At 42.9% G+C, this 26,217-nt stretch carries 23 protein-coding genes and 1 pseudogene; 23 read left to right on the forward strand and 1 reads right to left on the reverse strand.

Annotated features, from left to right (window positions below; genetic code table 11):
* The first annotated feature begins 135 nt into the window (after nucleotides 1-135).
* The 8 genes and pseudogenes from G602_RS0123880 to G602_RS0123915 all read left to right on the forward strand — a co-directional run bounded on the left by G602_RS0123880 (nucleotide 136) and on the right by G602_RS0123915 (nucleotide 7,155).
* Complete coding sequence (locus tag G602_RS0123880; protein WP_026661278.1) at nucleotides 136-1,575, forward strand: aminotransferase class I/II-fold pyridoxal phosphate-dependent enzyme; 1,440 nt, start codon at nucleotides 136-138, stop codon at nucleotides 1,573-1,575.
* A gap of 1 nt (nucleotide 1,576) precedes the next feature.
* The gene (locus tag G602_RS0123885; RefSeq protein WP_026661279.1) at nucleotides 1,577-2,170 is read left to right on the forward strand and encodes a guanylate kinase; all 594 of its coding nucleotides are present in this window, start codon (nucleotides 1,577-1,579) and stop codon (nucleotides 2,168-2,170) included.
* 41 nt (nucleotides 2,171-2,211) lie between these two features.
* On the forward strand, nucleotides 2,212-2,652 hold the full coding sequence (locus G602_RS0123890) for a YaaR family protein (protein WP_026661280.1): 441 nt from the start codon (nucleotides 2,212-2,214) through the stop codon (nucleotides 2,650-2,652).
* Nucleotides 2,653-2,676: 24 nt separating this feature from the next.
* Nucleotides 2,677-3,708, forward strand: a complete 1,032-nt coding sequence (locus G602_RS0123895; protein ID WP_026661281.1) for a DNA polymerase III subunit — start codon at nucleotides 2,677-2,679, stop codon at nucleotides 3,706-3,708.
* Between the two features lie 3 nt (nucleotides 3,709-3,711).
* A pseudogene (locus G602_RS32145) lies at nucleotides 3,712-4,602 on the forward strand (PSP1 domain-containing protein); the annotation flags it as partial.
* Between the two features lie 469 nt (nucleotides 4,603-5,071).
* Nucleotides 5,072-5,827 (forward strand): tRNA1(Val) (adenine(37)-N6)-methyltransferase, encoded by a 756-nt coding sequence (locus tag G602_RS0123905; RefSeq protein ID WP_026661283.1) that lies wholly within the window; start codon nucleotides 5,072-5,074, stop codon nucleotides 5,825-5,827.
* Nucleotides 5,817-6,686 carry a 16S rRNA (cytidine(1402)-2'-O)-methyltransferase gene (rsmI, locus tag G602_RS0123910; protein ID WP_026661284.1) on the forward strand — a complete coding sequence of 290 codons (870 nt, stop codon included), beginning with the start codon at nucleotides 5,817-5,819 and terminating at the stop codon, nucleotides 6,684-6,686. Before G602_RS0123905 ends, rsmI begins: the two co-directional genes overlap by 11 nt.
* Before the next feature lie 22 nt (nucleotides 6,687-6,708).
* Complete coding sequence (locus tag G602_RS0123915; protein WP_026661285.1) at nucleotides 6,709-7,155, forward strand: restriction endonuclease; 447 nt, start codon at nucleotides 6,709-6,711, stop codon at nucleotides 7,153-7,155.
* Between the two features lie 98 nt (nucleotides 7,156-7,253).
* On the opposite strand, the gene G602_RS0123920 is transcribed toward G602_RS0123915, so the two are convergent.
* On the reverse strand, nucleotides 7,254-7,811 hold the full coding sequence (locus G602_RS0123920) for a hypothetical protein (protein ID WP_026661286.1): 558 nt from the start codon (nucleotides 7,809-7,811) through the stop codon (nucleotides 7,254-7,256).
* A gap of 284 nt (nucleotides 7,812-8,095) precedes the next feature.
* Here G602_RS0123920 and G602_RS0123925 point away from each other — a divergent pair, with 284 nt between their 5' ends.
* The 15 genes from G602_RS0123925 to G602_RS31660 all read left to right on the forward strand — a co-directional run bounded on the left by G602_RS0123925 (nucleotide 8,096) and on the right by G602_RS31660 (nucleotide 26,154).
* Entirely contained in the window at nucleotides 8,096-9,196 is a 1,101-nt protein-coding gene (locus G602_RS0123925) for a GntR family transcriptional regulator (RefSeq protein WP_026661287.1), read from the forward strand.
* 43 nt (nucleotides 9,197-9,239) lie between these two features.
* On the forward strand, nucleotides 9,240-10,832 hold the full coding sequence (locus G602_RS0123930; RefSeq protein WP_026661288.1) for a xylulokinase: 1,593 nt from the start codon (nucleotides 9,240-9,242) through the stop codon (nucleotides 10,830-10,832).
* 10 nt (nucleotides 10,833-10,842) lie between these two features.
* Nucleotides 10,843-11,538 (forward strand): L-ribulose-5-phosphate 4-epimerase, encoded by a 696-nt coding sequence (locus tag G602_RS0123935; protein ID WP_026661289.1) that lies wholly within the window; start codon nucleotides 10,843-10,845, stop codon nucleotides 11,536-11,538.
* 137 nt (nucleotides 11,539-11,675) lie between these two features.
* Complete coding sequence (locus tag G602_RS0123940; protein ID WP_026661290.1) at nucleotides 11,676-12,509, forward strand: transketolase; 834 nt, start codon at nucleotides 11,676-11,678, stop codon at nucleotides 12,507-12,509.
* Between the two features lie 15 nt (nucleotides 12,510-12,524).
* Nucleotides 12,525-13,466 (forward strand): transketolase family protein, encoded by a 942-nt coding sequence (locus G602_RS0123945; protein ID WP_026661291.1) that lies wholly within the window; start codon nucleotides 12,525-12,527, stop codon nucleotides 13,464-13,466.
* Between the two features lie 197 nt (nucleotides 13,467-13,663).
* A complete protein-coding gene (gene rpe, locus G602_RS0123950) occupies nucleotides 13,664-14,314 on the forward strand; it encodes a ribulose-phosphate 3-epimerase (protein WP_026661292.1) in 651 nt (216 codons plus the stop codon).
* 518 nt (nucleotides 14,315-14,832) lie between these two features.
* Complete coding sequence (locus G602_RS0123955) at nucleotides 14,833-16,392, forward strand: O-antigen ligase family protein (protein ID WP_026661293.1); 1,560 nt, start codon at nucleotides 14,833-14,835, stop codon at nucleotides 16,390-16,392.
* 111 nt (nucleotides 16,393-16,503) lie between these two features.
* Nucleotides 16,504-17,379: a methionyl aminopeptidase gene (locus G602_RS0123960; protein WP_026661294.1), complete on the forward strand. Its 876-nt coding sequence runs from the start codon at nucleotides 16,504-16,506 to the stop codon at nucleotides 17,377-17,379.
* A gap of 213 nt (nucleotides 17,380-17,592) precedes the next feature.
* On the forward strand, nucleotides 17,593-19,650 hold the full coding sequence (gene metG / locus G602_RS0123965; RefSeq protein ID WP_026661295.1) for a methionine--tRNA ligase: 2,058 nt from the start codon (nucleotides 17,593-17,595) through the stop codon (nucleotides 19,648-19,650).
* A 197-nt stretch (nucleotides 19,651-19,847) separates the two neighbouring features.
* Nucleotides 19,848-20,786 carry an alpha/beta fold hydrolase gene (locus G602_RS0123970; protein WP_026661296.1) on the forward strand — a complete coding sequence of 313 codons (939 nt, stop codon included), beginning with the start codon at nucleotides 19,848-19,850 and terminating at the stop codon, nucleotides 20,784-20,786.
* Nucleotides 20,787-20,875: 89 nt separating this feature from the next.
* Entirely contained in the window at nucleotides 20,876-21,592 is a 717-nt protein-coding gene (locus G602_RS28300; protein WP_044933556.1) for a YesL family protein, read from the forward strand.
* Nucleotides 21,593-22,137: 545 nt separating this feature from the next.
* Complete coding sequence (locus G602_RS0123990; RefSeq protein ID WP_026661297.1) at nucleotides 22,138-23,247, forward strand: ABC transporter ATP-binding protein; 1,110 nt, start codon at nucleotides 22,138-22,140, stop codon at nucleotides 23,245-23,247.
* A gap of 93 nt (nucleotides 23,248-23,340) precedes the next feature.
* Entirely contained in the window at nucleotides 23,341-24,432 is a 1,092-nt protein-coding gene (locus tag G602_RS0123995) for a PucR family transcriptional regulator (protein WP_026661298.1), read from the forward strand.
* Nucleotides 24,433-24,438: 6 nt separating this feature from the next.
* Entirely contained in the window at nucleotides 24,439-25,002 is a 564-nt protein-coding gene (tadA, locus tag G602_RS28305) for a tRNA adenosine(34) deaminase TadA (protein WP_044933558.1), read from the forward strand.
* A gap of 21 nt (nucleotides 25,003-25,023) precedes the next feature.
* Nucleotides 25,024-26,154 (forward strand): radical SAM protein, encoded by a 1,131-nt coding sequence (locus G602_RS31660; RefSeq protein WP_242835714.1) that lies wholly within the window; start codon nucleotides 25,024-25,026, stop codon nucleotides 26,152-26,154.
* The last annotated feature ends 63 nt before the right edge of the window (nucleotides 26,155-26,217 follow it).

Raw genomic sequence — 26,217 nt, forward strand, 5'->3', positions numbered from 1 at the left:
TCTCTTTTTCATACACCATAATGAGAAGGCTACTGCTTAATTGCGGTAGCCTTTTCATATTTGATGCATGGTATAATGAAGTGGTAATTTTTCGATATTTTATGAAAACAGGTTAAGGCAACGAATGAGGAACTAATGAAAAAAGAATTAGAAAGCTTAAGAGACAGCGATCTGTATCCTTTTCACATGCCGGGGCACAAGCGCAACCCTGATGCGGGAGCCATGGCAGGATATATGGACATAGATATTACTGAGATAGATGACTATGACAATCTCCATGATGCAGAGGGCATAATCCTGGAAGCGGAAAAACGGGCAGAGAGATTGTACGGAGCAAAGGAGACGCATTTTCTTGTAAACGGAAGCACAGCGGGGATTCTCTCTGCAGTGTCGGCAGCAGTATCTGACGGGGGAAAGCTTCTTGCGGGAAGAAATTCACATAAAGCGCTTTATCATGCAGCATATTTAAGACAGCTGGAGCTTAAGTATCTAAAACCGGGGAAAATAGAACCGGGAAATTACGGAATCCTGTGGGGAAAGATAGATCCTGGAGAAGTGGAGGAGTCGCTAAATATCGATAGGGATATTGAGGCGGTTTTTATTACATCTCCGACCTATGACGGGATTTCTTCAGATATAAGAGCAATTGCCGAAATCTGTCATAACCATAATGTGATTCTTATAGTTGATGCGGCCCATGGCGCACATTTTGGATTATATAAGGGATTACCTGAAAATGCAGTGAGAGAGGGAGCGGATATTGTAATACACAGTGTTCACAAGACTCTTGCCTCCATGACGCAAACCGCACTTATTCATGTACAGGGTAAGCTGGTAAACAGGGAAAGGCTTCGCAGATACCTAAGGATTTATCAGTCAAGCAGCCCTTCATATGTATTAATGTCATCAATAGATTCGTGCATAAGAGATATTGAAAGCAGAGGAGATGAAATATTCTCAAGGCTTATAGGTTTTAAGGACAAAATCCTTAAGGAGACAAAGGATTGTAAAAAGCTTTTTATCCCGGGAAAAGACATAGTGTCTGATCCCTGTAAAGTCCTTGTCTGTGCGAAGGATGGCGCTATCACAGGGCAGCAGATATATGATATACTTCGATTAGATTATAAGCTGCAGCCTGAGATGGCAGGGGACTTCTATTCGCTGATGATCATAACGGGATATGACACAGATGAAGGGATAGACAGACTTATAGCGGCGATAAAGGACTTAGATCAAAAGCTTATAAAAAAGGCTGATGACAGAAATGAGCCTAAAAAGGCATCCGGTAATTCTTATGGGGGAGCAGGGGATTATCCGAAGGCACTTTTTCCTATATATAAGGCGTGGGATGCAGAAAGTGAGCTGATGGATATTTCTGCTGCAGGCGGAAGGATTTCCGGAGAATTCATTAATTTATATCCTCCGGGGATACCACTCATAGCACCCGGGGAAATTTTTACAAAAGAACTGATTGCTGATATAGGAAAATACATTAATGCAAAAATGAATGTGCAGGGAGCCTTCATAACAGAGAACGGAGAGAGAAAGGTAAGCGTATTAAAAAGCGCTGATTGATATGGGAAAGATATTTGAAATAATGGGCAGAAGCTCATGCGGTAAAGATACAATTTATAAGCACCTTCTTGAGAGGGGAAATGTTCCTCTTAATAAGGTAATAATATATACGACAAGGCCCATGCGCGAAAAAGAAAAGGACGGAGTTCAGTACTATTTCTGCAGCATAGAGCGTTATGAGAGCTTAAAGGCAGACCGAAAAATAATAGAGGAACGCACATATAATACCATGTATGGACCCTGGCATTATTTCACGGTTGATGACGGGCAGATCGATTTATCAAAGGGCAATTACCTTATCATCGGAACGGTTGAGATGTATGTTTCCATGCGTGATTACTTTGGAGAGGGAAATGTTGTTCCGCTCATGATAAGTGCTACTGACGGAGCAATTATGCAAAGAGCCATGAAAAGGGAGCTTAAGCAGGAGGAGCCAAAGTATGACGAGATGTGCAGGCGCTTCCTTGCAGATAAAGCGGATTATGCAGATGAAAAGCTTGAGGCAGCAGGCATCACAAGGACTTTTGACAATAACGGAGAGCTTGAGGACTGCATAAAAGAAATTGAGAAATTTATCCTGGAAGAGACAAAGTAAAAAAATGACTTTGCGCTTTCCACTCTTAAGCGAGGCTATTTATGGATATCAGGATTGATAATGTTCAGCAAACAACACAGGTTCAACAGACGCAGGCTCAGCAGGAGGTAAACGGTGACTTTAAGTTCACACTTACCAGCAAGATAGAGGATGCATCACTTGCCGAGCGCCTAAACCTCATGATGCAGGATATTGTCCAGCAGGGAAAACAGATTTCCAAAAAGAATGATATCCGCGATATGCAGAGATACAGGATTTTAATAAAAGATTTTTTGAACGAGATAGTTACAAGATCCCATGCCTTTGCCAGAGAAAACTTTTTGGACAGAAGGGGAAGGCACAGGGTTTACGGCATAATAAGACTGATTGATGACAATCTTGATGAGCTGGCGCAGGAGCTCGTTAAGGATGAGAAGGATAATATAAATATCCTGGCAAAGATAGGACAGATTGAAGGACTTTTGCTGGATATTTTTACATAATGTACAGGGGAGGAGCTGCCGCTCATGGCGCGTTTTTCAGACATAATAGAGCAGGATCAGATAAAGGAGCACATGCAGAATGCTCTAAAAACAGACAAGATATCGCACGCATATATAATCTCCGGTGACACCGGCAGCGGCAAAAAAATGATCGCGAATATATTTGCGGAGGCGATATTATGCGAGGATAAAAAAGATATAAATGGCTACATAGAACCCTGCGAAGAGTGTCATTCCTGTAAACAGGCGCTTTCGGGTTCGCATCCTGACATAAGAATTGTGAGGCATGAGAAGCCAACATCCATCGGTGTTGATGAGATAAGGGTTCAGGTTTGTGACGATGTATATATAAAACCCTATTCGGATCACAAGATTTATATCATTCCGGATGGTGAGCTTATGACTCAGCAGGCCCAGAATGCTCTTCTCAAAACCCTTGAAGAGCCGCCTGCATATACAACAATAATAATACTTACTTCAAATATAGATGCATTTCTTCCGACCATACTCAGTAGATGTATAGTTTTTCCCATAAAGTCAGTCAGGGACGACCTCATACAAAAATTCCTTATGGAAAAAAGAAAAATAGTCGATTACAAGGCAAGGCTTGCGGTTTCCTTTGCTCAGGGAAATGTGGGAAAGGCCATTCTTTTAACGGAGAATGAGAACTTTGAGAACTTAAAAAACGGAGCAATCGATCTGTTGGAGCGGCTTCCGAGGACCCAGGCGGGAGATATATCAGACAGGCTCCTTGCACTGCTGACTCCTGAGGATTCAAGTGAAAAGAAACCTGATGTGATAATGACGGGTGACTTTTTGGATATCCTTTTGTTTTACACGAGAGATCTTCTTGTCTACAAGGCGGAGAAGAGCGCGGATCACTTGATTTTCGCGGATAAACTGTCGTATATTAGTAGTGTTACGGATAAATGTTCGTTTAAACAGATAGATAATATTTTAAACGCAATCGAGGGGGCGAGAGGCAGGATTCGAGCCAATGTTAACAGTATGATGACTCTCGAGATGCTGATGCTTGATATAAAGGAGAATTTATAATATATGACCAGAGTTATCGGCGTAAGATTCAGAACGGCCGGCAAGATCTACTATTTTGATCCGGGTAACTTTGATATAAAAAAGGGTGACCATGTAATCGTTGAGACAGCAAGGGGAGTTGAGTACGGCACAGTGCTCTCGGATCCTAAGGACGTTGACGACGAAGAAGTGACAAAGCCTCTTAAGGCAGTACTTCGCATGGCTAATGACAAGGACAACGAGCAGGAAAAAAATAACAGAGCAAGAGAGAAGGAAGCCTTCAGAATCTGCAAGGAGAAGATCATCAAGCATGGTCTTGAGATGAAGCTTATTGATGCAGAGTATACCTTTGACAACAATAAGGTTCTGTTTTATTTCACAGCTGATGGAAGAATTGACTTCAGAGACCTTGTTAAGGATCTGGCATCCGAGTTTAAGACAAGGATAGAACTCAGACAGATCGGTGTTCGAGATGAGACCAAGATCATTGGCGGTTACGGCATATGCGGAAGACCGCTTTGCTGCCATTCGTATCTGTCGGATTTCATTCCTGTTTCAATAAAAATGGCCAAGGAGCAGAATCTGTCCCTTAATCCCACCAAGATATCCGGTGTGTGCGGAAGACTTATGTGCTGTCTCAAAAACGAAGAGGATGTATATGAGGAGCTCAACCGCAAGATGCCCGGAGTCGGAGATGTTGTAAGAACAAGTGATGATCTCGAGGGTGAGGTTGCAAGCGTAAATATTCTCAGACAGACAGTTCGTATCCTTGTGGATGTTGATGATGAGAAGGAAGTTCACGAGGCACATGTGGATGATCTTACACTTGTAAGGAAAAAGCAGAAGCATAAGCAGAACGCACCTAAGGAGAAGGATGCAGACGAAGAGGCTGCAAAGGCTCTTGAACAGCAGGACAAGGATCTGAATACTTCTGAAAAGCCTGCAAAGAATAATAATAAAAATAATCAGAACAGAAACAACCAGAATAAAGATAACCAGAACAGGGATAATCAAGGCAAAGATAATCAGGGCAAAGATAATCAGAGCAAGGACAATCAGAACAGGAATAAGCAGGGTAGAGAGAGCCAAAACAAAGACAACCAGAATAAAGACAATCTGAATAAGGATAGTCAGAATAAGGATAACCAGAACAAAGACAGCCAGAATAAGAACAACCAGGATAATAAACAGGTTTCCGGGAATAATTCTGCAGGACAAAATAATGGCCAGAATGCACCTCAGCAGAACAAAGAAGAAGGCGGACAGGGTAATAAAGGCCAGAAGAATTTCGAAAAGAAGAATAACAGAAGAAAGAACTTCAATAAGAAGAACCACAACAATCGCGGACAGAACAACAACAAACCTAATCGCGGTGAGGAATCCAATGGAAAGAACTGAAGATAAAGAGCATCTCCTTAAGGAAGGAGAAAGACTGGATGATCTTCAGAGAAACGGCTTGATGATCATTCAGGATCCCGACAGGTTCTGCTTTGGAATGGATGCTGTTCTGCTATCGGGGTTTGCCACTGCGGCAGCAGGTGACAGGGTGCTTGACCTTGGAACCGGAACCGGTATCATTCCACTGCTGATGTCTGCAAAGACAAAGGCAGAGCATCTTGTGGGACTTGAAATTCAAAAGGATAGTGCGGATATGGCTATGCGAAGCGTTTTGTACAACAATCTTACAGAGCGTGTCAGCATAGTGGAAGGTGATATAAAAGAGGCGGAGAGATTATTTGAACCTGCCTCTTTTGACGTTGTAACAACAAATCCGCCATATATGATAAAAGGTCATGGACTCACTAACCCGGACAGTCCCAAGGCAATAGCAAGACACGAAGTGCTGTGTGACCTGGAGGATGTTCTGAGAGCTGCAAAGATCATGCTTCATCCCGGTGGGAAATTTTACATGGTACACAGACCCTTCAGGCTGGCAGAGATTTTTGAGTGCATGCACAAAAACAGACTGGAACCAAAAAGAATAAGAATGGTTCATCCATATATTGATAAGGAACCCAGCATGGTTTTGATAGAAGGTGCAAGGGACGGGAAACCCAGATTATCCGTTGAACCGCCGCTCATTATTTATGAAAAGCCCGGACAGTACAGCCGGGAAATAAAGGAGAATTATGGCTTCTAACACACAGGGAATGCTGTATCTATGCGCAACACCGATAGGAAACCTTAATGACATCACTGCAAGGGTTCTCGAGACTCTTCAGAAAGTAGACATCATTGCTGCCGAGGATACCAGAAATAGTATAAAGCTGCTGAATCACTTCGACATTCATACGGAGATGACAAGCTATCACGAATACAATAAGGTTGAGAAGGCTGAGTACCTTATAAAGCTTATGCAGGAGGGAAAGGATATAGCACTTATAACCGATGCCGGAACACCTGCCATTTCCGATCCCGGAGAGGTCCTTGTAAGGATGTGTCATGAAGCAGGGGTTACCGTGACGTCCCTCCCGGGACCTGCAGCATGCATAACAGCTCTTACCTTGTCAGGACTTAATACCAGGAGATTTGTATTCGAAGGCTTTTTACCTGGACTGGATGATAAAAAGGAAAGAAGACGTATACTGGAGCAGCTTCAAAACGAGCACAGAACGATAATAATGTATGAGGCACCGCATCATCTTAAGGGAACTCTCAAGGATTTAAGGGAGGCTCTGGGAGAGCGAAAGCTTTCCATATGCAGAGAGCTCACAAAGAAATTTGAGGAAGTGATGCCAACGACACTGGACGGAGCTATAGCTTATTATGAGGAAAATGAACCAAGAGGGGAGTATGTTCTCGTAATAGAAGGTGTCAGCCTGGAAGAACTTGACAGACAGAAGCAGGAAGAGTGGACTAAGATGAGTCTTGAGGATCACATGGCTTACTATGAAAACAGCGGAATGAGCCATAAGGACGCTATGAAACAGGTTGCTTCCGACAGAGGAGTTGGGAAAAGAGAGATTTATCAGGCACTTTTGGAAAAGACCGGAAAATAAATAATTGGGGAATTACCATAGAATGTTAGAGAACAATTTAATGATTTTGGCAGCAGTTGCAGGACTTTTATTTATCGTGCTGCTGGCAGTAGTTATCATACTGCGTATCCGAAGCAGAAGACCCCTCCCTATGGATGAACTGGAGGGACATGAATTCGAGTATTACTGCGCAGATCTGCTAAAAGAGCATGGGTTTACGGATGTTGAGGTCACAAGGGGAAGCGGAGATTTCGGAGCGGACATCCTTGCTGAAAAGGACGGAGTAAGCTATGCAATCCAGTGCAAATGCTATGATAAGCCCATAGGAGTAAAGGCAGTCCAGGAGATATACGCGGGAAGAGATTACTACGACTGTATGGTAGGAGCTGTGATGACAAACCAGCACTTTACAGAACCTGCTGTGGAACTCGCAAAAAAATTAAAGATATTGCTATGGGACAGAGAGTATATAGACAGTATGGAAACTTAAAGAGCCGCCGGAAAAAAACCGGCGGCTTCTTTTTTCGAACTATTCATAGTTACAAATCCGATAATTAAGTTGTTTGTTTTCCTAATTACCTAATAATATTACCATCCAAGGCAATCTTTGTATGTCTCTTCTGTTCCGGCTGCGATCGTGCCACCCTGGAAGAGATAAATATGGTTATCGGAAGCATTGAGATTAAGAGCAATCTGTCTGTCGTTAATTTTCTCAACGGGAAGAGTATTGAACTTTTCGCCATGCATTGAAACAGCAATAAGATTAGCAGGCATATCAAAACCATCCTTAACATGTAAAACTACTCTGCCACCGGGAATAAGGGGCGGAAGCTTAACGCCAAAAGCACAAACGATTGTTGCGCCATGTGTATTGGCGATAGATTGAGCTGTACGTGTATAACGGGGATCTACATGGAACAGATCTGCTGTCATTCCGGATTTCTCCTGGCCTTCAATAGTGCAATCACCAACACCTGAAGATACAGGAACGAAATCATTGGTCTCAAGCCAGAGTCCACTAAGAACTGCATTGTTTGTGTACTCACCGGGAATAATTCTGCCGGGGGTCATGGGAGCTGCGCATACGGAAACAGACATAGCGCAAAACATAACTGCTGCTAAAGCGAAAGAAACAATTTTCTTCATCTAAATTCCCTCCTTAATACGATTAAGTTTCGGATGTAACTACGTTACTGCCATACATCATAGCGTATAGTCATAAATTAGTGATTTATTTAGTATAAATTTTTTCTAAAAAAGGCAGGCATTAAAACGGATTCCACAATATTTGAATCGGATTTAAATGTATCAACTTGTACATATACAACTTTGAAATCTTGTACATAATCACAAGAGAAAATGTATTGACCTGACCAGCCAGGATGGTTATGATTTTTAGGTAATCACTTGGTGATTGCCGGAGGTAAAACGTGGCGAAATATCAGGAGGTCGTCGACTGGATTCAAAAGCAGGTCAGCAGCGGTAAGCTGAGGCCCGGAAGTAAGATCCCGTCTGAGAATGATCTGTGCATACAATTTAATATAAGCAGGCAGACCGCAAGACATGCCATAGGGATACTTGTACAGGAAGGAATTCTCACAGCTGAGCGCGGAAGCGGAACCTACGTCACCGACGAGAGGGTAAGGAGCGGTGAGAGAAACAGGATAGCTGTAATAACAACTTATGTTGACAGTTATATCTTTCCTAAGACAATTCAAGGGATTGAGAACAAATTAAGAGAACTTGGATATTCCGTACAACTTTTTTTCACAAACAACTCATCAGTAAGAGAGAGGGAGATTCTCTCGGAGATAATCGATAAGGATGAGGTTGCAGGAATAATACTTGAGCCTACGAGAAGCGCACTTCCAAATCCGAATACGGATCTTCTGTCTGAGATTTCGGAGATGAATATCCCTATTCTTTTTATGAACAGTTATTATCCTGAGATTTCAGGGGGATGGACTCGGGGAACGCAGAGTGGACGAGGGATTCCGCATGTATCCATGAATGATAAAAAGAGTGCATATAAAGCTGTTAAAAGTCTCATGAAATGCGGACACAGCAAGATTGGCTGCGTACTCAAGATGGATGACAGACAGGGACTTGACAGATACAGCGGCTATCAGGAGGCAATTTCGGAAAAGGGACTTGCACCGGAGGATTCAAGGATAATATGGCTTGATACAGAGGATCTTAAAAAACAGGAGCATATCCGGGATAAGATACGAGACAGACTATCCGGATGCACAGCTGTTTTCTGCTATAACGATGAAGTTGCGGCTATGGTAATGCAGATTCTTGAAGAGGATGGAAGAAAAGTACCTGATGACATCTCTCTTGTCAGTATGGATGATTCGGATCTGGCCAAGCTTACAAGACCGCCGATAGATTCGATTCCTCATCCAAAGGAGAAGCTTGGAGAGAGAGCTGCGGAGAATCTTGTAAGGCTGATACACCATCCGGGATTTTCAGCTACCTATGAATTTGAGGAAGATATCACGGTACGAGGATCAGTCAGAACAATTTAGAAATTTTTAGATAAAAAATATATATGGGTAAAGGAGAAGAAGTATGGGAAATGCAAAACAGGCTATTGCAGCTGGCAAAACACTTTTAGGAATCGAGTTTGGTTCAACAAGAATTAAGGCTGTGCTCACGGATATGGATAACAATCCTATCGCACAGGGTTCACACAGCTGGGAGAACAGACTTGAGGACGGTATCTGGACTTATACACTTGATGATATCTGGGGAGGTCTTCAGGACTGCTACAAGAAACTTTCCGAGGATGTTGAGAAGCAGTACGGCGAGAAACTTACAAAGGTCGGAGCTATGGGATTTTCAGCAATGATGCATGGTTACATGGCTTTTGATAAGGATGATAATCTTCTTGTTCCCTTCAGAACATGGAGAAATACCATAACAGAGAAGGCATCAGATGAGCTTACCGAGCTTTTCGGTTATCACATTCCTCAGAGATGGAGTATTGCTCACCTATATCAGGCAATGCTTAACGGTGAGGAGCATGTTAAGGACGTTACATTCTTTACTACACTTGCAGGCTACATTCACTGGCAGCTCACTGGCGAGAAGGTTCTCGGAGTTGGCGATGCATCAGGAATGTTCCCGATAGATTCATCTACCTGTGACTACAATGAAAAGATGGTAGGACAGTTTGATAAGCTTGTTTCCGAAAAAGGCTATGGCTTTAAGCTCCGCGATATTATTCCGAAGTCACTTCCGGCAGGAGCAGATGCAGGAAAGTTATCAGCAGAGGGTGCTAAGAAGCTTGATCCTACAGGAACTCTTGAGGCAGGCATTCCGGTTTGTCCTCCTGAGGGTGATGCAGGAACAGGAATGGTTGCAACCAACTCTGTTGGTGTGAGAACAGGTAATATTTCAGCAGGAACATCAGTATTTTCCATGGTTGTTCTTGAGCATGACCTCTCAAAGGCATATCCTGAGCTTGACCTTGTAACAACACCTTCAGGTGAGCAGGTTGCCATGGTTCACTGCAATAACTGTACTTCTGATCTCAATGCATATGTGGGACTTTTCAGAGAGTTTGCCAAGGCAACAGGTAATGACATCGATGACGACACACTCTATGGAACACTTTATAAAAAGGCTATGGAAGGAGACGCTGACTGCGGCGGACTTCTTGCATACAACTACTTCTCAGGTGAGAGTATTACTGGCTTCAATGAAGGAAGACCGCTGTTTGTAAGAAGACCTGATGCAAAGATGAACCTTGCAAACTTTATGAGAACACATCTTTACACAGCGCTTGGTGCGCTCAAGGTTGGTAACGACATCCTTATGAAGGAAGAAAATGTTAAGGCTGATTTCTTCTTCGGTCAGGGCGGATTTTTCAAGATCAGAGGTGTTGGTGACAGAGTTATGGCAGCAGCACTTGATACACCCATCAAGCTCATGGAGACAGCAGGAGAGGGCGGCCCTTGGGGACAGGCTATTCTTGCAGGCTTCATGCTTAATAAGGAAGATGGCGAGACTCTTGAGCAGTATCTTAACAATAAGGTATTCAAGGACGGCAAGGTTGAGACCTGCGACCCTGTAGCCGAGGATGTTAAGGGATTTGATGAGTTTATGAAGGATTATAAGGCCGGACTTGCAATTGAGAAGGCGGCAGTTGAGGCACTTTAAAGGAGGATATATGTTAGAAGAATTAAAGAAGAAGGTCTATGAAGCAAACATACTGCTTCCCAAATATGGTCTGGTTACATTTACCTGGGGAAATGTCAGCGAAATTGACAGAAAATCAGGACTTTTCGTAATAAAGCCAAGTGGTGTGGACTACGAGACAATGACACCGGATGACATGGTAGTTATGGATCTTGAAGGCAACAAGGTAGAGGGAAAGCTTAATCCCTCCTCCGATACACCTACTCATGTGGAAATATACAAGGCCTTTAAAGAGGTTGGAGGAGTTGTTCACACACATTCATCCTATGCAACAAGCTGGGCACAGGCAGGAAGGTCAATCCCCTGCTACGGAACAACTCACGCAGATTATTTCTATGGCGAGATTCCCTGTGTAAGATGCCTTACCAAGGATGAGATTGAAGATGCATATGAGGAAAACACAGGACATCTTATAGTTAATGAATTTAATGCAATGGGCAAGGATCCCGTGGCTGTGCCGGCAGTACTGTGCAAAAATCACGGAGTATTCTCCTGGGGCAAGGATGCACACGAGGCAGTGCATAATGCGGTAGTAACTGAGGAAGTAGCAAAGATGGCATACAGATGTGAGGTTATAAATCCCAGAGTAATGCCCGCACCGCAGGAGCTGCAGGACAAGCACTATTACAGGAAGCATGGCGCCAACGCATATTATGGACAGGGATGAGGGGAAGGCAATAAAGCGCAAAAACATAGCAAAAATGTAATAGTCACATATTGCGATTTGTGTTAAATTTAAACTGCACGCGCAGAAGCAGGTATTTACTGCGCATAAAGAGAGATAGCAAAGGAAGTGGAGGAATTATGACGAACAAAGAATTGCAGAAGATTGCAAATGAAGTCCGCAAGGGCATAGTCACAGCGGTTCACGCAGCAGGTGCAGGACATCCCGGTGGATCACTGTCAGCAGCAGATATCTACACATATCTGTATTTTGAGGAGATGAATATTGATCCCAAGGATCCGGCTAAGGCAGATCGTGACCGTTTCGTACTTTCAAAGGGACACACAGCACCCGGCCTTTACTCAGTAATGGCACAGCGTGGATATTTCCCGGTAGAGGAGCTTAAGACTCTTCGTAAGCTCGGATCAAGACTTCAGGGACATCCCAGCATGCAGTACCTTCCCGGACTTGATATGTCATCAGGTTCACTTGGACAGGGTATCTCTGTAGCATGTGGAATGGCACTTTCTGCAAAGCTTGATAATAAAGATTTCAGAACATACACACTTCTTGGTGATGGTGAGATCGAAGAGGGCCAGGTATGGGAAGCTGCAATGTTTGCAGGCTTCAGAAAGCTTGATAACCTTGTTGTTATCGTTGATAACAACGGCCTTCAGATTGACGGACCTGTTGATCAGGTTTGCTCTCCTTATCCGATTGACAAGAAGTTTGAGGCATTTAACTTCCATGTAATCAATATTGATGCACATGATTTTGATGCTATAAGAGCAGCATTCAAGGAAGCAAGAGAGACAAAGGGACAGCCTACAGCAATTATTGCACACTCTATAAAGGGTAAGGGTGTATCCTTCATGGAGAATCAGGTTTCCTGGCATGGTGTAGCACCTAATGATGAAGAGTATGCTAAGGCAATGGAAGATCTTGAAAAGATCGGCGCTGCTTTAGAGGCATAAGATTTGGAGGTTAAAATGAGCGAAGTTAAGAAGATAGCTACCAGAGACAGCTATGGTAAAGAACTTATAGAGCTTGCAAAGGTTAATGACAAGATTGTTGTTCTTGACGCTGACCTTGCAGCAGCAACAAGAACAGGCTGGTTTAAGAAGGAATTCCCGGATCGTCACATCGACTGTGGTATCGCAGAGTGTAACATGATGGGCATTGCAGCAGGTCTTGCAACAACAGGCAAGATTCCTTTTGTAAGCACATTTGCAATGTTTGCTACAGGACGTGCTTTTGAGCAGGTTCGTAACTCAATAGGTTATCCTCACCTCAATGTTAAGATCGGTGGAACACATGCCGGAATTACAGTAGGTGAAGATGGTGCCAGCCACCAGTGTAACGAGGATCTTGCACTTATGCGCACAATCCCCGGAATGGTTGTTATGTGCCCTGCTGATGATATCGAGGCAAGAGCATGCGTGCGTGCAGCAGCTGAGCACGAGGGCCCTGTTTACATCCGTTTCGGACGTGCAGCTTGCCCTATCGTTAATGACAGACCTGATTACAAGTTCGAACTTGGCAAGGGAACAGTCCTTCGCGAGGGTACAGATGTAAGTATCATCGCTACAGGTATCGGCGTTGGTTCAGCTCTTGAGGCAGCAGAGAAGCTTGCAGCAGATGGCGTAAGCGCTGAGGTTATTAACATCTGCACAATCAAGCCTATCGACAGAGAGCTTGTTGTTGCAACAGCTAAGAAGACAGGTAAGGTTGTAACTGTTGAAGAGCACTCAGTAATCGGTGGTCTCGGAAGTGCAGTTTGTGATGTTCTTGCAGAAGAGTGTCCTACAGTTGTTAAGAAGATTGGTATGCAGGATCGTTATGGCGAATCAGGTTCAGCTGGAGAACTTGTTAAGAAATATGGCCTTGACGGCGAGGGTGTATACAACTCAGTTAAGGAATTTCTTAAATAAGCTATTACTTGGAAAAATATATAGAATTATTTAAGGTTGGTACCCATTTTTTCTCTAGAAATGGGTACCAAATTATTATATTGCGATTAAAAATACCAAATTCAATTAAAATGAGTTAAAATATGGGTGTTTTTGGGTACCAAATCAGAGAAAACGTTCTGAATTTACAAACACATGAATTTGAGGTTAAAACAGATATGAATATTCTTGCACCATCAATTCTTTCAGCGGATTTTACAATACTTGGACAGCAGATAAAGGAAACCGAGGCAGCAGGCGCACAGTATCTCCATTTTGACGTGATGGATGGGATTTTTGTGCCTTCGATATCCTTTGGGCTTCCTGTGCTTAAGACCATAAGAAAAGCATCAAATCAGGTTTATGACGTGCATCTGATGATTGAGGAGCCAATACGTTATATTGAGCAGTTCGCTGAGAGCGGTGCTGATATAATCACTTTTCATGTTGAGGCAGCCTCAGATTCGAGAGAAGTCATAGATAAAATTCGTAGCTGTGGGAAAAAAGTCGGCCTTGCGATAAAGCCCAAGACACCGGTAGAAGAAATAGAGATGTATTTAGAGCATATCGATATGCTGCTGGTCATGACTGTTGAGCCCGGATTTGGCGGTCAGAAGTACATGGACGATTGCACAGAAAAAGTAAGATATGCCAGAGAGCTTATTACCAAAGCCTGTTTAAATGTGGATGTAGAAATAGATGGCGGCGTAACAAGAGACAACATACAGGTTTCCATAGAGGCAGGTGCAAATGTAATTGTTGCGGGATCCGCGGTCTTTAACGGAGATATATCAGATAATGTAAAGACCCTGCTTGATAAAATGAACTAGAAGCAAACATTAATTTATTATAAAGGAAAGAGGAGCAAAGCATATAAATGGCGGAGCTCCTTAATTTTTTCTAAACTTTCTCTAAATATCGAGAATTGCTAAGCCTTATATCGTATAATTGAGTTGAGATAATGCCCATCTAGTGAAAGTAAGGGTGAGAGTATGGCGCACAATGTGAGAAACATATGCATGAATTGTGGAAGAATGTTTACTGCGAGAGAAAGTAACCATGCTTTCTGTTCGCTTGAGTGTAAACGGATGTACTCCAATCATTCAGGCTATAGATGCAGGGACTGCAGAAATGCAAGCTGTAAAGTGCGCAACGATTCACTTGTAAACTCTCCACCTGACTGTGAAAACCTCCAGTTGCACAAATCCTATAAGACACCGGGAGGTAAATAAAAAGATAAAAAATTCAAGATAGTACAGGAAGGAAAACACCTGCCTGTACTTTTTCTTTGCAACAGTACTTCTTTGCAAGTATAATTGTCGCAGTGAAATTTTTTGGAGGTTAAGGGGTGAAACCTAAGAAAAAATCTACGGTTCAGGTTATTCATGAATATGGGGAACTGCTTACAACTATTTACCTTGTTGTAATGCTTGCGGTATTACCACTTTTCTATCATAACGGATACAGTGATATAGCAAATGCGAAGTACAAGATGTACAGACTAATAACTATAGTATTTGTTGTAATCTGCGGACTGATATGTTTTTCTGCGGAAACCGGAATGTTCAAATGTGAGAATCTAAGGAAAAGACCGCTGGTGCCGGTTTCGTGTGTGATTATCCACTTTTTTTCTAATCTTATCTCATGGATATTTTCAAGTGATCACAAGCTTTCGTGGATAGGCAACGGCAGCTGGCATATGGGATTTTTATCGCAGCTGCTATTTCTGCTATCTATGCTTCTGGTTTTTTATTATTTTAAAAATAGGATAATAATCTGGGCAGCAGCAGGATTAGGCGCCGGAATTACAGGACTGCTCACCGTGCTTAACAGATTTGATATATATCCTCTTGATATGGGAAATAAATATCCTGGATTCATCTCAACTCTGGGGCAGACAAACTGGGCTACCATGTATGTGGCATGCCTCATGGGAGTGGGAATAGGCCTGTTTATAAATGAGGAAAAACTGATAAAAAGAATCATCATTCTGCTGGTGGATGCTCTCATATTCATGGGGGCCTGGGTTGTGGGAAGTGACACCATACTACCTGTAATCGTGGCGGAGTTGTTTATTCTTCTGGGGATCTGCCTGAAAAAGAGAGAATATATGAAAAGATTTGTTGTTATCCTTTCGGTGCTGGGCGTAGTGACAGAAGTCATATATTTTCTTGTATTCGAGTTTTTTTATGACAGATTCGTTTTCGTTGATGAGAACGATGCGGTGAATTCGCTTCTTAAAAAACAGATAGGCGTATGGTTTATAGTAGTGGCTGCGCTTATTTTTATGCTGATTTCTTTGATGAAAAATAAAGAGTGGGGCAGCAATATATTGACGAACCTTTATAAGCTTATGGTGGCGGGTGTTTTGCTTTCCGTAATTTTCATTATTATTGCAATGGTGGCAGTTACCAATACGCCTGAAAAGGCCGGGGCACTGGCAAATGTCAGAATGCTTAGATTTGATTATGACTGGGGAACCCATAGGGGACTTAACTGGAGATGTGCTGTATATGGCTTTGCCAGGATGTCGCCACTTAGAAAAATAGTAGGAACGGGGCAGGGAGGCTTTGAGGCATATATCTATTCCTTTCAGGATCTCAGCGATAGCCTGCACGAGATGTATGGAAAATATAAGCTCATGGTTGCCCACAACGAGTATCTTAACTTCCTGATTGAAAACGGTATCATCGGATGTCTTTCATATATGGGATTTATGATATCTTCCTTTTCATTACTTTGGAAAAGAGCAGGCGAAAGCAGGTTGTCACTTATGGCACTGCTGTCACTTTCGGGATATATTGCCTGCAGTATATTCTTTTTCCAGCATGTTTACGCAACTTCCTTTATGTATATTTTCATAGCCATGGCTTTATCTGAAGTGAGGAATGCCGGGACAGCATTATAATAAGAAAATACAGCGACTCTGCGTTGACAATAATAGAGCCAAAAGGCATACTAGATAATAGACTTTATTCACGAGAAGGACGGTAGGAGTAGAAAGGTCGAAAAATAGATAATGTATAAAAAGATGGATAGAAATGCACCGTGCTGGTGCGGCAGTGGTAAAAAGTATAAGTCTTGCCACGAAGCTTTTGATGAGAAAATCATCAGCCTTCAGAGAGAAGGGAAGATTGTTCCCCGCAGATCTCTTCTGAAGACAGAAAAAGACATAGAAGGAATCAAGGCCAGCGCAAAGATAAATATGGCATGCCTTGATGAAGTAGGTGAGAAGATTAAGGCAGGTATGTCCACGCAGGAGATTGACGACATAGTTGCTGATGTTACCAGGAAGATGGGTGGTATTGCAGCGCCTCTTAACTACGAGGGATTCCCCAAGAGTGTCTGCACTTCCATTAATGATATGGTTTGCCATGGTATTCCTTCATCTGAGGATATTCTTCAGGAGGGTGACATAATTAATGTAGACTGCTCAACCATTTTGAATGGATATTATTCAGACTCTTCACGAATGTTCTGCATCGGAGATGTGGATCCTGAATGGAAGAAGCTGGTTGATGTTACCAAGGAAGCAGTTGAGATCGGGGTTAAGAATGTAATTCCCTGGACTCCCCTTGGAAACATGGGCGACGCAGTTCATCAGCACGCTCTTAAAAACGGCTACACTGTGGTTCGTGAGATTGGCGGACACGGCTGCGGCAACGAGTTCCATGAGGAGCCTTTTGTAAGCTTTGTCAGTAAGCCCGGCACAGAGATGATTATGGTTCCCGGTATGGTATTTACCATAGAGCCCATGATAAATATGGGCGGGGACAAGATTTTCGTCGATGCGGATAATGACTGGACGGTTTACACCGAGGACGGTTCACCTTCAGCGCAGTGGGAAGTAGAGATAGTGGTGACTGAGACAGGTTGCGATATTCTTTGCTGGTGATCCCCTCATCCGGCGCTTCGCGCCACCTTCCCCCCAAGGGGAAGGCAATAAAAGTAGAGGAAATAAAAGAAAAATTCACCTCATTAAGCCTTCCCCCCAAGGGGAAGGCAATAAAAGTAGAGGAAACAAAAGAAAAATTCACCTCATTAAGCCTTCCCCTTGGGGGGAAGGTGGCGCGAAGCGCCGGATGAGGGGAAAAGGAGATTTATATAAATGCAGAACAAAGGAAAATATTACATCACAACAGCGATAGCTTACACATCAGGTAAGCCGCATATCGGCAACAGTTACGAAATCGTGCTGGCTGATGCTATTGCAAGATATAAGAGAAAAGATGGCTATGATGTTCACTTCCAGACAGGCTCAGATGAGCATGGTCAGAAGATCGAGACAAGAGCCATCGAGGCAGGCTGCAAGAGCCCTAAGGAATTTGTTGACGGCGTTGCAGGAACAATCAAGAGCCTCTGGGATATGATGGATACATCCTATGACAGATTTATCCGTACAACAGATGAGGATCACGTTCAGCAGGTTCAGAAGATTTTCAAGAAATTTTATGACCAGGGCGATATCTATAAGGGATCCTACAAGGGAATGTACTGTACAGAGTGTGAGGCGTTCTATACAGAGTCTCAGCTTGTTGACGGAAAATGCCCTGAGTGTGGTTCCGATGTGCATCCCGCAGAGGAGGAAGCTTACTTCTTCAAGATGAGTAAATACGCACAGCAGCTTATTGACCACATCAACAGCCATCCTGAATTCATCCAGCCTGTTTCCCGTAAGAATGAGATGATGAACAACTTCCTTCTTCCCGGACTTCAGGATCTTTGCGTATCAAGAACCTCATTTAAGTGGGGAATTCCTGTAAGCTTTGATGAAAAGCACGTAGTATATGTATGGCTTGATGCGCTTACAAACTATATCACCGGAATCGGCTATGACGTTGACAACAGCAGTGAGGATTATAAAAAGTGGTGGCCTGCAGACCTTCATCTTATAGGTAAGGACATCATCAGATTCCATACAATTTACTGGCCGATTTTCCTTCTTGCACTTGGTGAGCCTCTTCCGAAGCAGGTATTTGGACATCCCTGGCTTCTTCAGGGCGGCGAGAAGATGAGTAAGTCCAAGGGCAACGTAATCTATGCCGATGACCTTGTAAGCCTCTTTGGTGTTGACTCTGTTAAGTATTTCGTACTTCACGAGATGCCTTACGACAACGACGGTGTCATCACATGGGAGCTCATGGTTGAGAGATACAACTCAGACCTTGCAAACACACTTGGTAACCTTGTAAACCGCACAATCGCTATGTCCAATAAGTACTTTGACGGTGTAGTTGCCGATAAGGGCGTAGAAGGCGGAGTGGATGCTGACCTCAAGGCAGTATGCACAGGTGCTTACGATAAGGTTGAGAAAAAGATGGATGAGCTCAGAGTTGCTGATGCTCTTACAGAGATTTTTGCAGTATTCAAGCGTTGCAATAAGTATATTGATGAGACTGAACCGTGGAATCTTGCTAAGGATGAAGCACAGGCTGACAGACTTTCAACTGTACTTTATAACCTGGTTGAGGGTATTACTATCGGAACAAGCCTGCTTGAGCCCTTCATGCCCAGAACAGCAGAGAAGATTTTCTCCATGCTCAATACACAGAGCCGTGATTTCGATACTCTTAATACATTTGGTATGTTCAAGAGCGGCACAAAGGTAACAGATGCTCCTGAGCAGACCTTCGCAAGAAAAGACCTCAATGAGGTTCTTGCAGAGGCAGCAAAGATTACAGAGAAGCAGAAGGCTGACTTCATGGAGTCACAGAAGAAGGCTAAGGAAAATCTCACAAAAGCCGGAATGATAAAGGAAGCAAATGCCATTGTAATAGGCGGCGGAGAAGATCAGGCTGAGGAAGGCGAAGCTTCTGACGGAATCGATATTCCCGCAAAGGACGAGATCACCTTTGATGATTTTATGAAGCTGCAGTTCCAGGTAGGTGAGATTGTTGCCTGCGAAGCAGTAGAGAAGTCCAAGAAGCTCCTTTGCTCACAGGTAAAGATCGGAAGCCAGACAAAGCAGATTGTATCCGGAATCCGTAAGTACTATTCACCTGAGGAGATGGTTGGTAAGAAGGTAATGGTTCTTGTGAACTTAAAGCCTGCCAAGCTTGCCGGAGTATTATCTGAGGGAATGCTTCTTTGCGCAGAGGATGCAGAGGGTAACCTTGCACTTATGACACCTGAGAAGGCTATGCCTTCAGGTGCAGAGATCTGCTAAAGTAATCACTTGGCGAGGTCTTTTCAAACATATAAAGTATTTTTAAGCCTGTTTCAGTATAATGAAGCAGGCTTTTTAATATTCTTTTAAAAATATAAACGATTTAACGATTTTTTTAGAATATATGTGACGATATTGTGGTAAAATATTTTCAGAAGTTATATTTCGAAAAAGCTATGCATGCTTAAGGGGGTATTATGGCACGAAAAGAGGAACTTACCTACAAATCTAGAGACCGCGAAACTACTATTCATGCGATAAGATGGATTCCGGATGAGAAGCCGATAGCTATCCTGCAGATTATTCATGGAATGCAGGAATATATAGATCGCTATGATGAATTTGCCAATTACATGACAAAGAACGGAATCATGGTAATCGGAAATGATCATCTGGGACATGGTGATTCTGTTTCCACTAAGGTGCCCTATGGTTACTTCTGCAAGAATGATCCTGCGACGGTTATTCTTAGAGATGCACACAGACTTAAGAAAATGACTCAGGAAGAGTATCCCGGAATTCCGGTAATCCTTCTTGGACACAGCTTTGGATCATTTGTGGCAAGAGAATATCTTACCAGATATGGCACTGGTATTCAGGGCGCAATTATCCAGGGAACAGGCTGGCAGAGCCCAGGTACAATCAAGTCCGGCAAGACAATGTGCGCTATACTTGGTGCGTTCTTTGGAGAAAAGCATCGTTCAAACTTCATGAACAATATGGCTTTCAAGGCTTATAACAGCAGGATTTCCAGTCCCAAGAGTAAATTTGACTGGCTCTCCCACAACGAAGATAGTGTAAAGAAGTACGAGAATGATCCCAAGGACAATTTCGTATTCACAATAAATGGTTTTGAGACCCTGTTTGAGCTCCTGTCCAGAGTTCAGGATACAGGCAAGATGGAAGATATTCCCAAGAAACTTCCTATTCTTCTTACAGCAGGAAAAGAGGATCCGGTAGGCGAATATGGAAAGGGTGTAGAGCATCTCTATGGAATCTGGAAGGATCAGATCGGTCTTCAGAATCTTGAAATCAAACTCTACGACGGCTTCAGACATGAGCTTCAGCAGGAAATCGGACGCGAGAAGGTATTCGCTGATCAGCTTGAATGGATTAAAAAGACTATCGCTTCATAAATTTTATAAAATTGAAATGCAATTAACGCTCAAGCATGGTATAGTAGTGCTTGAGCGTTTTTTTTCTATTTTTAAGGAGTAATATTGTTATGGGAAAATTATTTGATTTAGATAGTCCTTTCATAAGAGCTCTTAACAGAGTTGCCGATCTTATGATTTTAAATTTGGTTGTTTTGTTTTTTGTAATCGTTCCGTTTACCGGCGGCGCAGCACTTACAGGAATGCATTATGTTCTTCTGAAAATGGTAAGGAATGAAGAGACATATGTGGTAAAGGGGTTTTGGAAATCCTTTAAGCTTAACTTCAAGCAGGCGACAATCATTTGGATAATTATCATGGCACTTGCAGGAATTATCGGAGTTGACTTTTTGTGGGTAAAAGCCAATGCGACAGTACTTCCGCCAATCTATACATATATAATGCTTGGAATCACACTTATCCTTTACATGATTTCACTTTATATATTCCCGCTTCAGGCCAGATTTGAGAATCCTATAAAGAACACACTCAAAAATGCGTGCATGTTCTCAATTCTCGGACTTCCCAGAACAGTGGCAATGGCAATTGTTTCAGCTATTCCGCTTGTGCTTTTGTACTTCTTTGATATGAGGATTATTCCTATACTTATTATGTTTGGTATTACAGGTCCTGCGTACCTTATGGCACTTTTGTACAACGGACTTTTCAAGAAGTTTGAGCCTCAGGTTGAGGGATTTGATGACGGCGAAGAGGTTCGCACTGACGATGACGACGAAGAGCTCCAGGCAGCGATCAAGCGTATGCAGGAGGCGAGGGATAAGAAGTGATCCCCTCATCCGTCGCTTCGCGACACCTTCCCCCCAAGGGGAAGGCAAAACAGTTAATGAATATAAAGCCTCTCTCTAGGTGGGAAGGCGAAACAAATAATGAATATAAAGCCTCTCTCTAGGTGGGAAGGCGAAACAAATAATGAATATAAAGCCTCTCTCTAGGTGGGAAGGCGAAACAAATAATGAATATAAAGCCTCTCTCTAGGTGGGAAGGCGAAACAAATAATGAATATAAAGCCTCTCTCTAGGTGGGAAGGCAAAGCAATTAACGAATATAAAGCCTTCCCCTTGGGGGGAAGGTGGTCCGAAGGACCGGATGAGGGGACAATTTGCACACAAGAATTCATAAAATTTGTGCAAACTTTCCTAAAGAATTTATAAAGAAAATATTAATAAGCAATTTATACAACGATTACCGAAATCTTTGTTTAATCGCCACATAGCCAAAGCAAATCGCTTTGGCTATACTTTTTATATCGTGAAAAACGGTATTGAGGGTACTCGGTATCCTAGTTTGCCAGTATAAGAGGAGGAAAATAAAAATGGCAAGTTTAACACTTGAAAATGTTTGCAAAGTTTATCCTAACGGTTTTGAAGCTGTTAAGAATTTCAATCTTGATATTCAGGACAAGGAGTTCATCATCTTCGTTGGACCTTCAGGATGTGGTAAGTCAACAACACTTCGTATGATCGCTGGTCTTGAAGATATTTCTTCAGGTACACTTAAGATTGGTGATCGCGTAGTTAACGATGTAGAGCCTAAGGACAGAGATATCGCGATGGTATTCCAGAACTACGCTCTGTATCCTCATATGACAGTATATGATAACATGGCATTCGGTCTTAAGCTTCGTAAGGTTCCGAAGGCTGAGATCGACAAGATGGTTAAGGATGCAGCTAAGATCCTTGATCTTACAAACCTTCTTGATCGTAAGCCGAAGGCTCTTTCCGGTGGTCAGAGACAGCGTGTTGCTATGGGTCGTGCTATCGTTCGTAATCCTAAGGTATTCCTTATGGATGAGCCTCTTTCAAACCTTGATGCTAAGCTCCGTGTACAGATGAGAACTGAGATCGCTAAGCTTCACCAGAGACTTGGTACCACAATCATCTACGTTACACATGACCAGACAGAGGCTATGACACTTGGTACAAGAATCGTAGTTATGAAGGATGGTGTTGTTCAGCAGGTTGATACACCTCAGAACCTTTATGACAAGCCCACAAACCTCTTCGTTGCAGGATTCATGGGATCACCTCAGATGAACTTCCTTGATGCAGAAGTTGAAGTATCTGGCGACAAGGCTAGCCTCAAGATTGCTGGTCAGTCAATCGAGCTTCCTCCGGCAAAGGCTAAGAAGGTTATCGAGGGTGGTTACGCTGGAAAGACTGTAACATTCGGTATCCGTCCTGAGGATGTTGATGATTCTGAGATGGTTGTTAGCACATCTAAGGCAGTATTTGAGTCAACAATCAACGTATACGAGCTTCTTGGTGCAGAAGTTTATCTGTACTTCGATCTTGCAGGCTTCCCTGTAACAGCACGAGTTGATTCTCGTACAACAGCTCGTCCTGGCGATAAGGTTAAGTTCGCATTCGATGTTGAGAAGATTCACGTATTTGACAAAGAGACAGAGAAGGTTATCACAAACTAATAAGATTTCTCAAGGGGAGATGCATTGCATCTCCCTTTTTTTTAGCTTATTATGTATTCATAAATAACCCAAAACATGATGGAGGCGGATTAGATGATAACAGCGCAGATTATACAAAATAGCATTGATGAGCTTTCAGCCATTACAAGAGTGCAACTCAGTGTCATGGATTTAAAGGGAAGAACTGTTGCTACGACGGCAGATGTTCCTTTTTTTGACACAGAGTTTATAGCGGGTTTTGCTGAGTCGCCTGTTGAATCTCAGGTTATAAGTGGTGTACATCTTTTGAAAATATTAGATGAGGGTGAACTAGTATACATCCTTCTTGCTTCAGGGCAGGGAGAGGATGCATATATGGTAGGAAAAATCTGTGTAAGCCAGCTTCAGAATCTTATAGTGGCTTATAAGGAAAAATATGACAGGAATAACTTTTTCCAGAACCTTCTTCTTGATAACCTGCTCCTTATTGATATTTACAACCGTGCAAAAAAACTTCGTATAGATGTAAATGTTCCCAGAGTAATAATCCTTGTTGAGACGAGGGCTGAGAGAGACAGCGGCGCTGCGGAGCTCCTTGGAAGCATGTATACCTCACAGACTGGTGATTACGTCACAGCTGTTGATGAGTCAAGTGTGATACTGATCAAGTCGCTTAAAGCCGGTGAGACATATGAGGATATTGCGGGAATTGCCACAACAATTGTGGACATGATGAATACAGAGGCCATGCTTGACGTCCGTGTTTCGTTCGGAACAATTGTCGGAGAAATCAAGGACCTCAGTAAATCCTACAAGGAAGCTAAGATGGCACTGGATGTAGGAAAAATATTCTATGCTGAAAAGCACGTGATTGCCTATAATACACTGGGCATCGGAAGACTCATTTATCAGCTTCCCATAAGCCTTTGCAGAATTTTCATAGATGAGATATTCGGTGACCGCGAAGTACCGGAAAATCTGGATGAAGAGACTTTGAATACAATTAATAAATTCTTTGAAAATAACCTTAATGTATCCGAGACTTCAAGACAGCTTTTCGTTCACAGAAATACTCTTGTGTACAGAATAGAGAAGCTGGAAAAGGCGACAGGCCTTGATATCAGAACCTTTGATGAGGCGCTGACCTTTAAGATTGCGCTCATGGTTCTGAATTACATGAAATATGTGGATTCAAATCAGTTTTAATATATTATGAGAAATTACCCGGAATTAAAAACAAAGACAGACGAAGAGAAGATTAATGAAAAGTACATGAAGGCCGCTCTGAAACAGGCGCGGAAGGCCATAGAGCTGGGAGAGGTTCCAATTGGCTGTGTCATTGTGTACGAAGGAAAAATTATCGGCAGGGGATATAACCGCAGAAATACAGATAAATCCGTGCTTTGTCATGCAGAGATCACAGCGATAAAAAAGGCCTGTAAGAAAATCGGTGACTGGAGACTTGAGGACTGCACACTCTATGTGACACTCGAGCCCTGTCAGATGTGTGCGGGTGCGATAGTTCAGTCGAGGATACCACGAGTTGTTATGGGGGCATCAAGTCCCAAGGCGGGATGTGGCGGAACAGTACTGAATATCCTGGAGAATCCGGAGTTTAACCATCAGGTTGATGTGACAAGGGGAGTACTTGAGACCGACTGCAGCGATATTTTAAAGGAATTTTTTAATGATCTTCGAAAGAGAAATAAAGCGGAAAAGGAAGCAAGAAAGCTTGCTGAAGCGGAAAAAGAAGCGAACGAAAATAGTAATCTATGATGAATCAGAAGGTAGATTATTTTGGAAATAGATAGACAGGGAAAAATATATTTAGAAAATTGTAGGATATGCCCTAGAAAATGCGGTGTGGATAGAACCCGGGGAGAGCTTGGATACTGCAGGCAACCTGCGCATTTGACAGCTGCGAGGGCATATCTCCACGCCTGGGAGGAACCGTGTATTTCGGGAATGAATGGCTCCGGAACAGTGTTTTTTTCAGGCTGTAATATGCACTGTGTTTTTTGTCAGAACTCAGAGATCGCCTTGGGTGATGTTTCAAGAGAGATATCCTTGGAGCGGTTATCTGAGATTTTTTTTGAACTTCAGGAAAAGGGCGCTTCAAATATCAATCTAGTGACGCCGACGCACTTTGTTCCGCTTATTGTGCCGGCTTTGGAGAGAGCAAAGGGGCAGGGACTTTTCATTCCTGTGGTCTATAACACAAGCGCCTATGAAAATATTGATACCTTAAGGATGATGGACGGACTGGTGGACATATATCTGCCTGATTGCAAATATTATTCCGAGGAGATTTCACTTCGCTATAGCAATGCACCGGGGTATTTTGACATTGCGATAAGTGCGATTGATGAGATGCTAAGGCAGGTCGGTGAGCCAAGGTTTATAAGACCAAAGCAGGTTGACAAGCCACGGTTTATAAGACCAAAGCAGGTTGACAAGCCACGGTTTATGAGGCCGGAGCAGGTTGACAAGCCTAAGCTTATAACAACGGAACAGATAAATGATACCGTGGTTTGTGATAATACACAGGGGAAATTGTTGGATGCGAAGGAATATAACCGCATTATCGAGGATATCCCCGGAGACTCTGATGATTATGCAGGCCCGCTTATGGCAAAGGGGGTTATTATCAGACACCTTATGCTACCGGGACAGCTTGATGATTCTAAGAAGATTGTTTCGGAGCTGATTAATAGATATGGGGACAGAGTTTTTCTGAGCATTATGAACCAGTTTACTCCCCTTGGAGATTTGTCTCTTTATCCTGAACTATTGAAAGGGATTAACCCGGATGATTATGAGGCTCTGATAGATTATGCGATTGATTTGGGTATCGAGAATGGATTTTTCCAGGGTGAGGGAACGGATACCGAGAGCTTTATTCCTGCGTTTGATTTTGAGGGGCTATAGATTCCGGTTGACAATCTGCCCACTTCTGCGTATTATAAACAAATGACGGTCTTGTGACGGGTG

It is taken from the genome of Butyrivibrio sp. AC2005 (genome assembly GCF_000424145.1).
GTDB lineage: Bacteria > Bacillota > Clostridia > Lachnospirales > Lachnospiraceae > Butyrivibrio.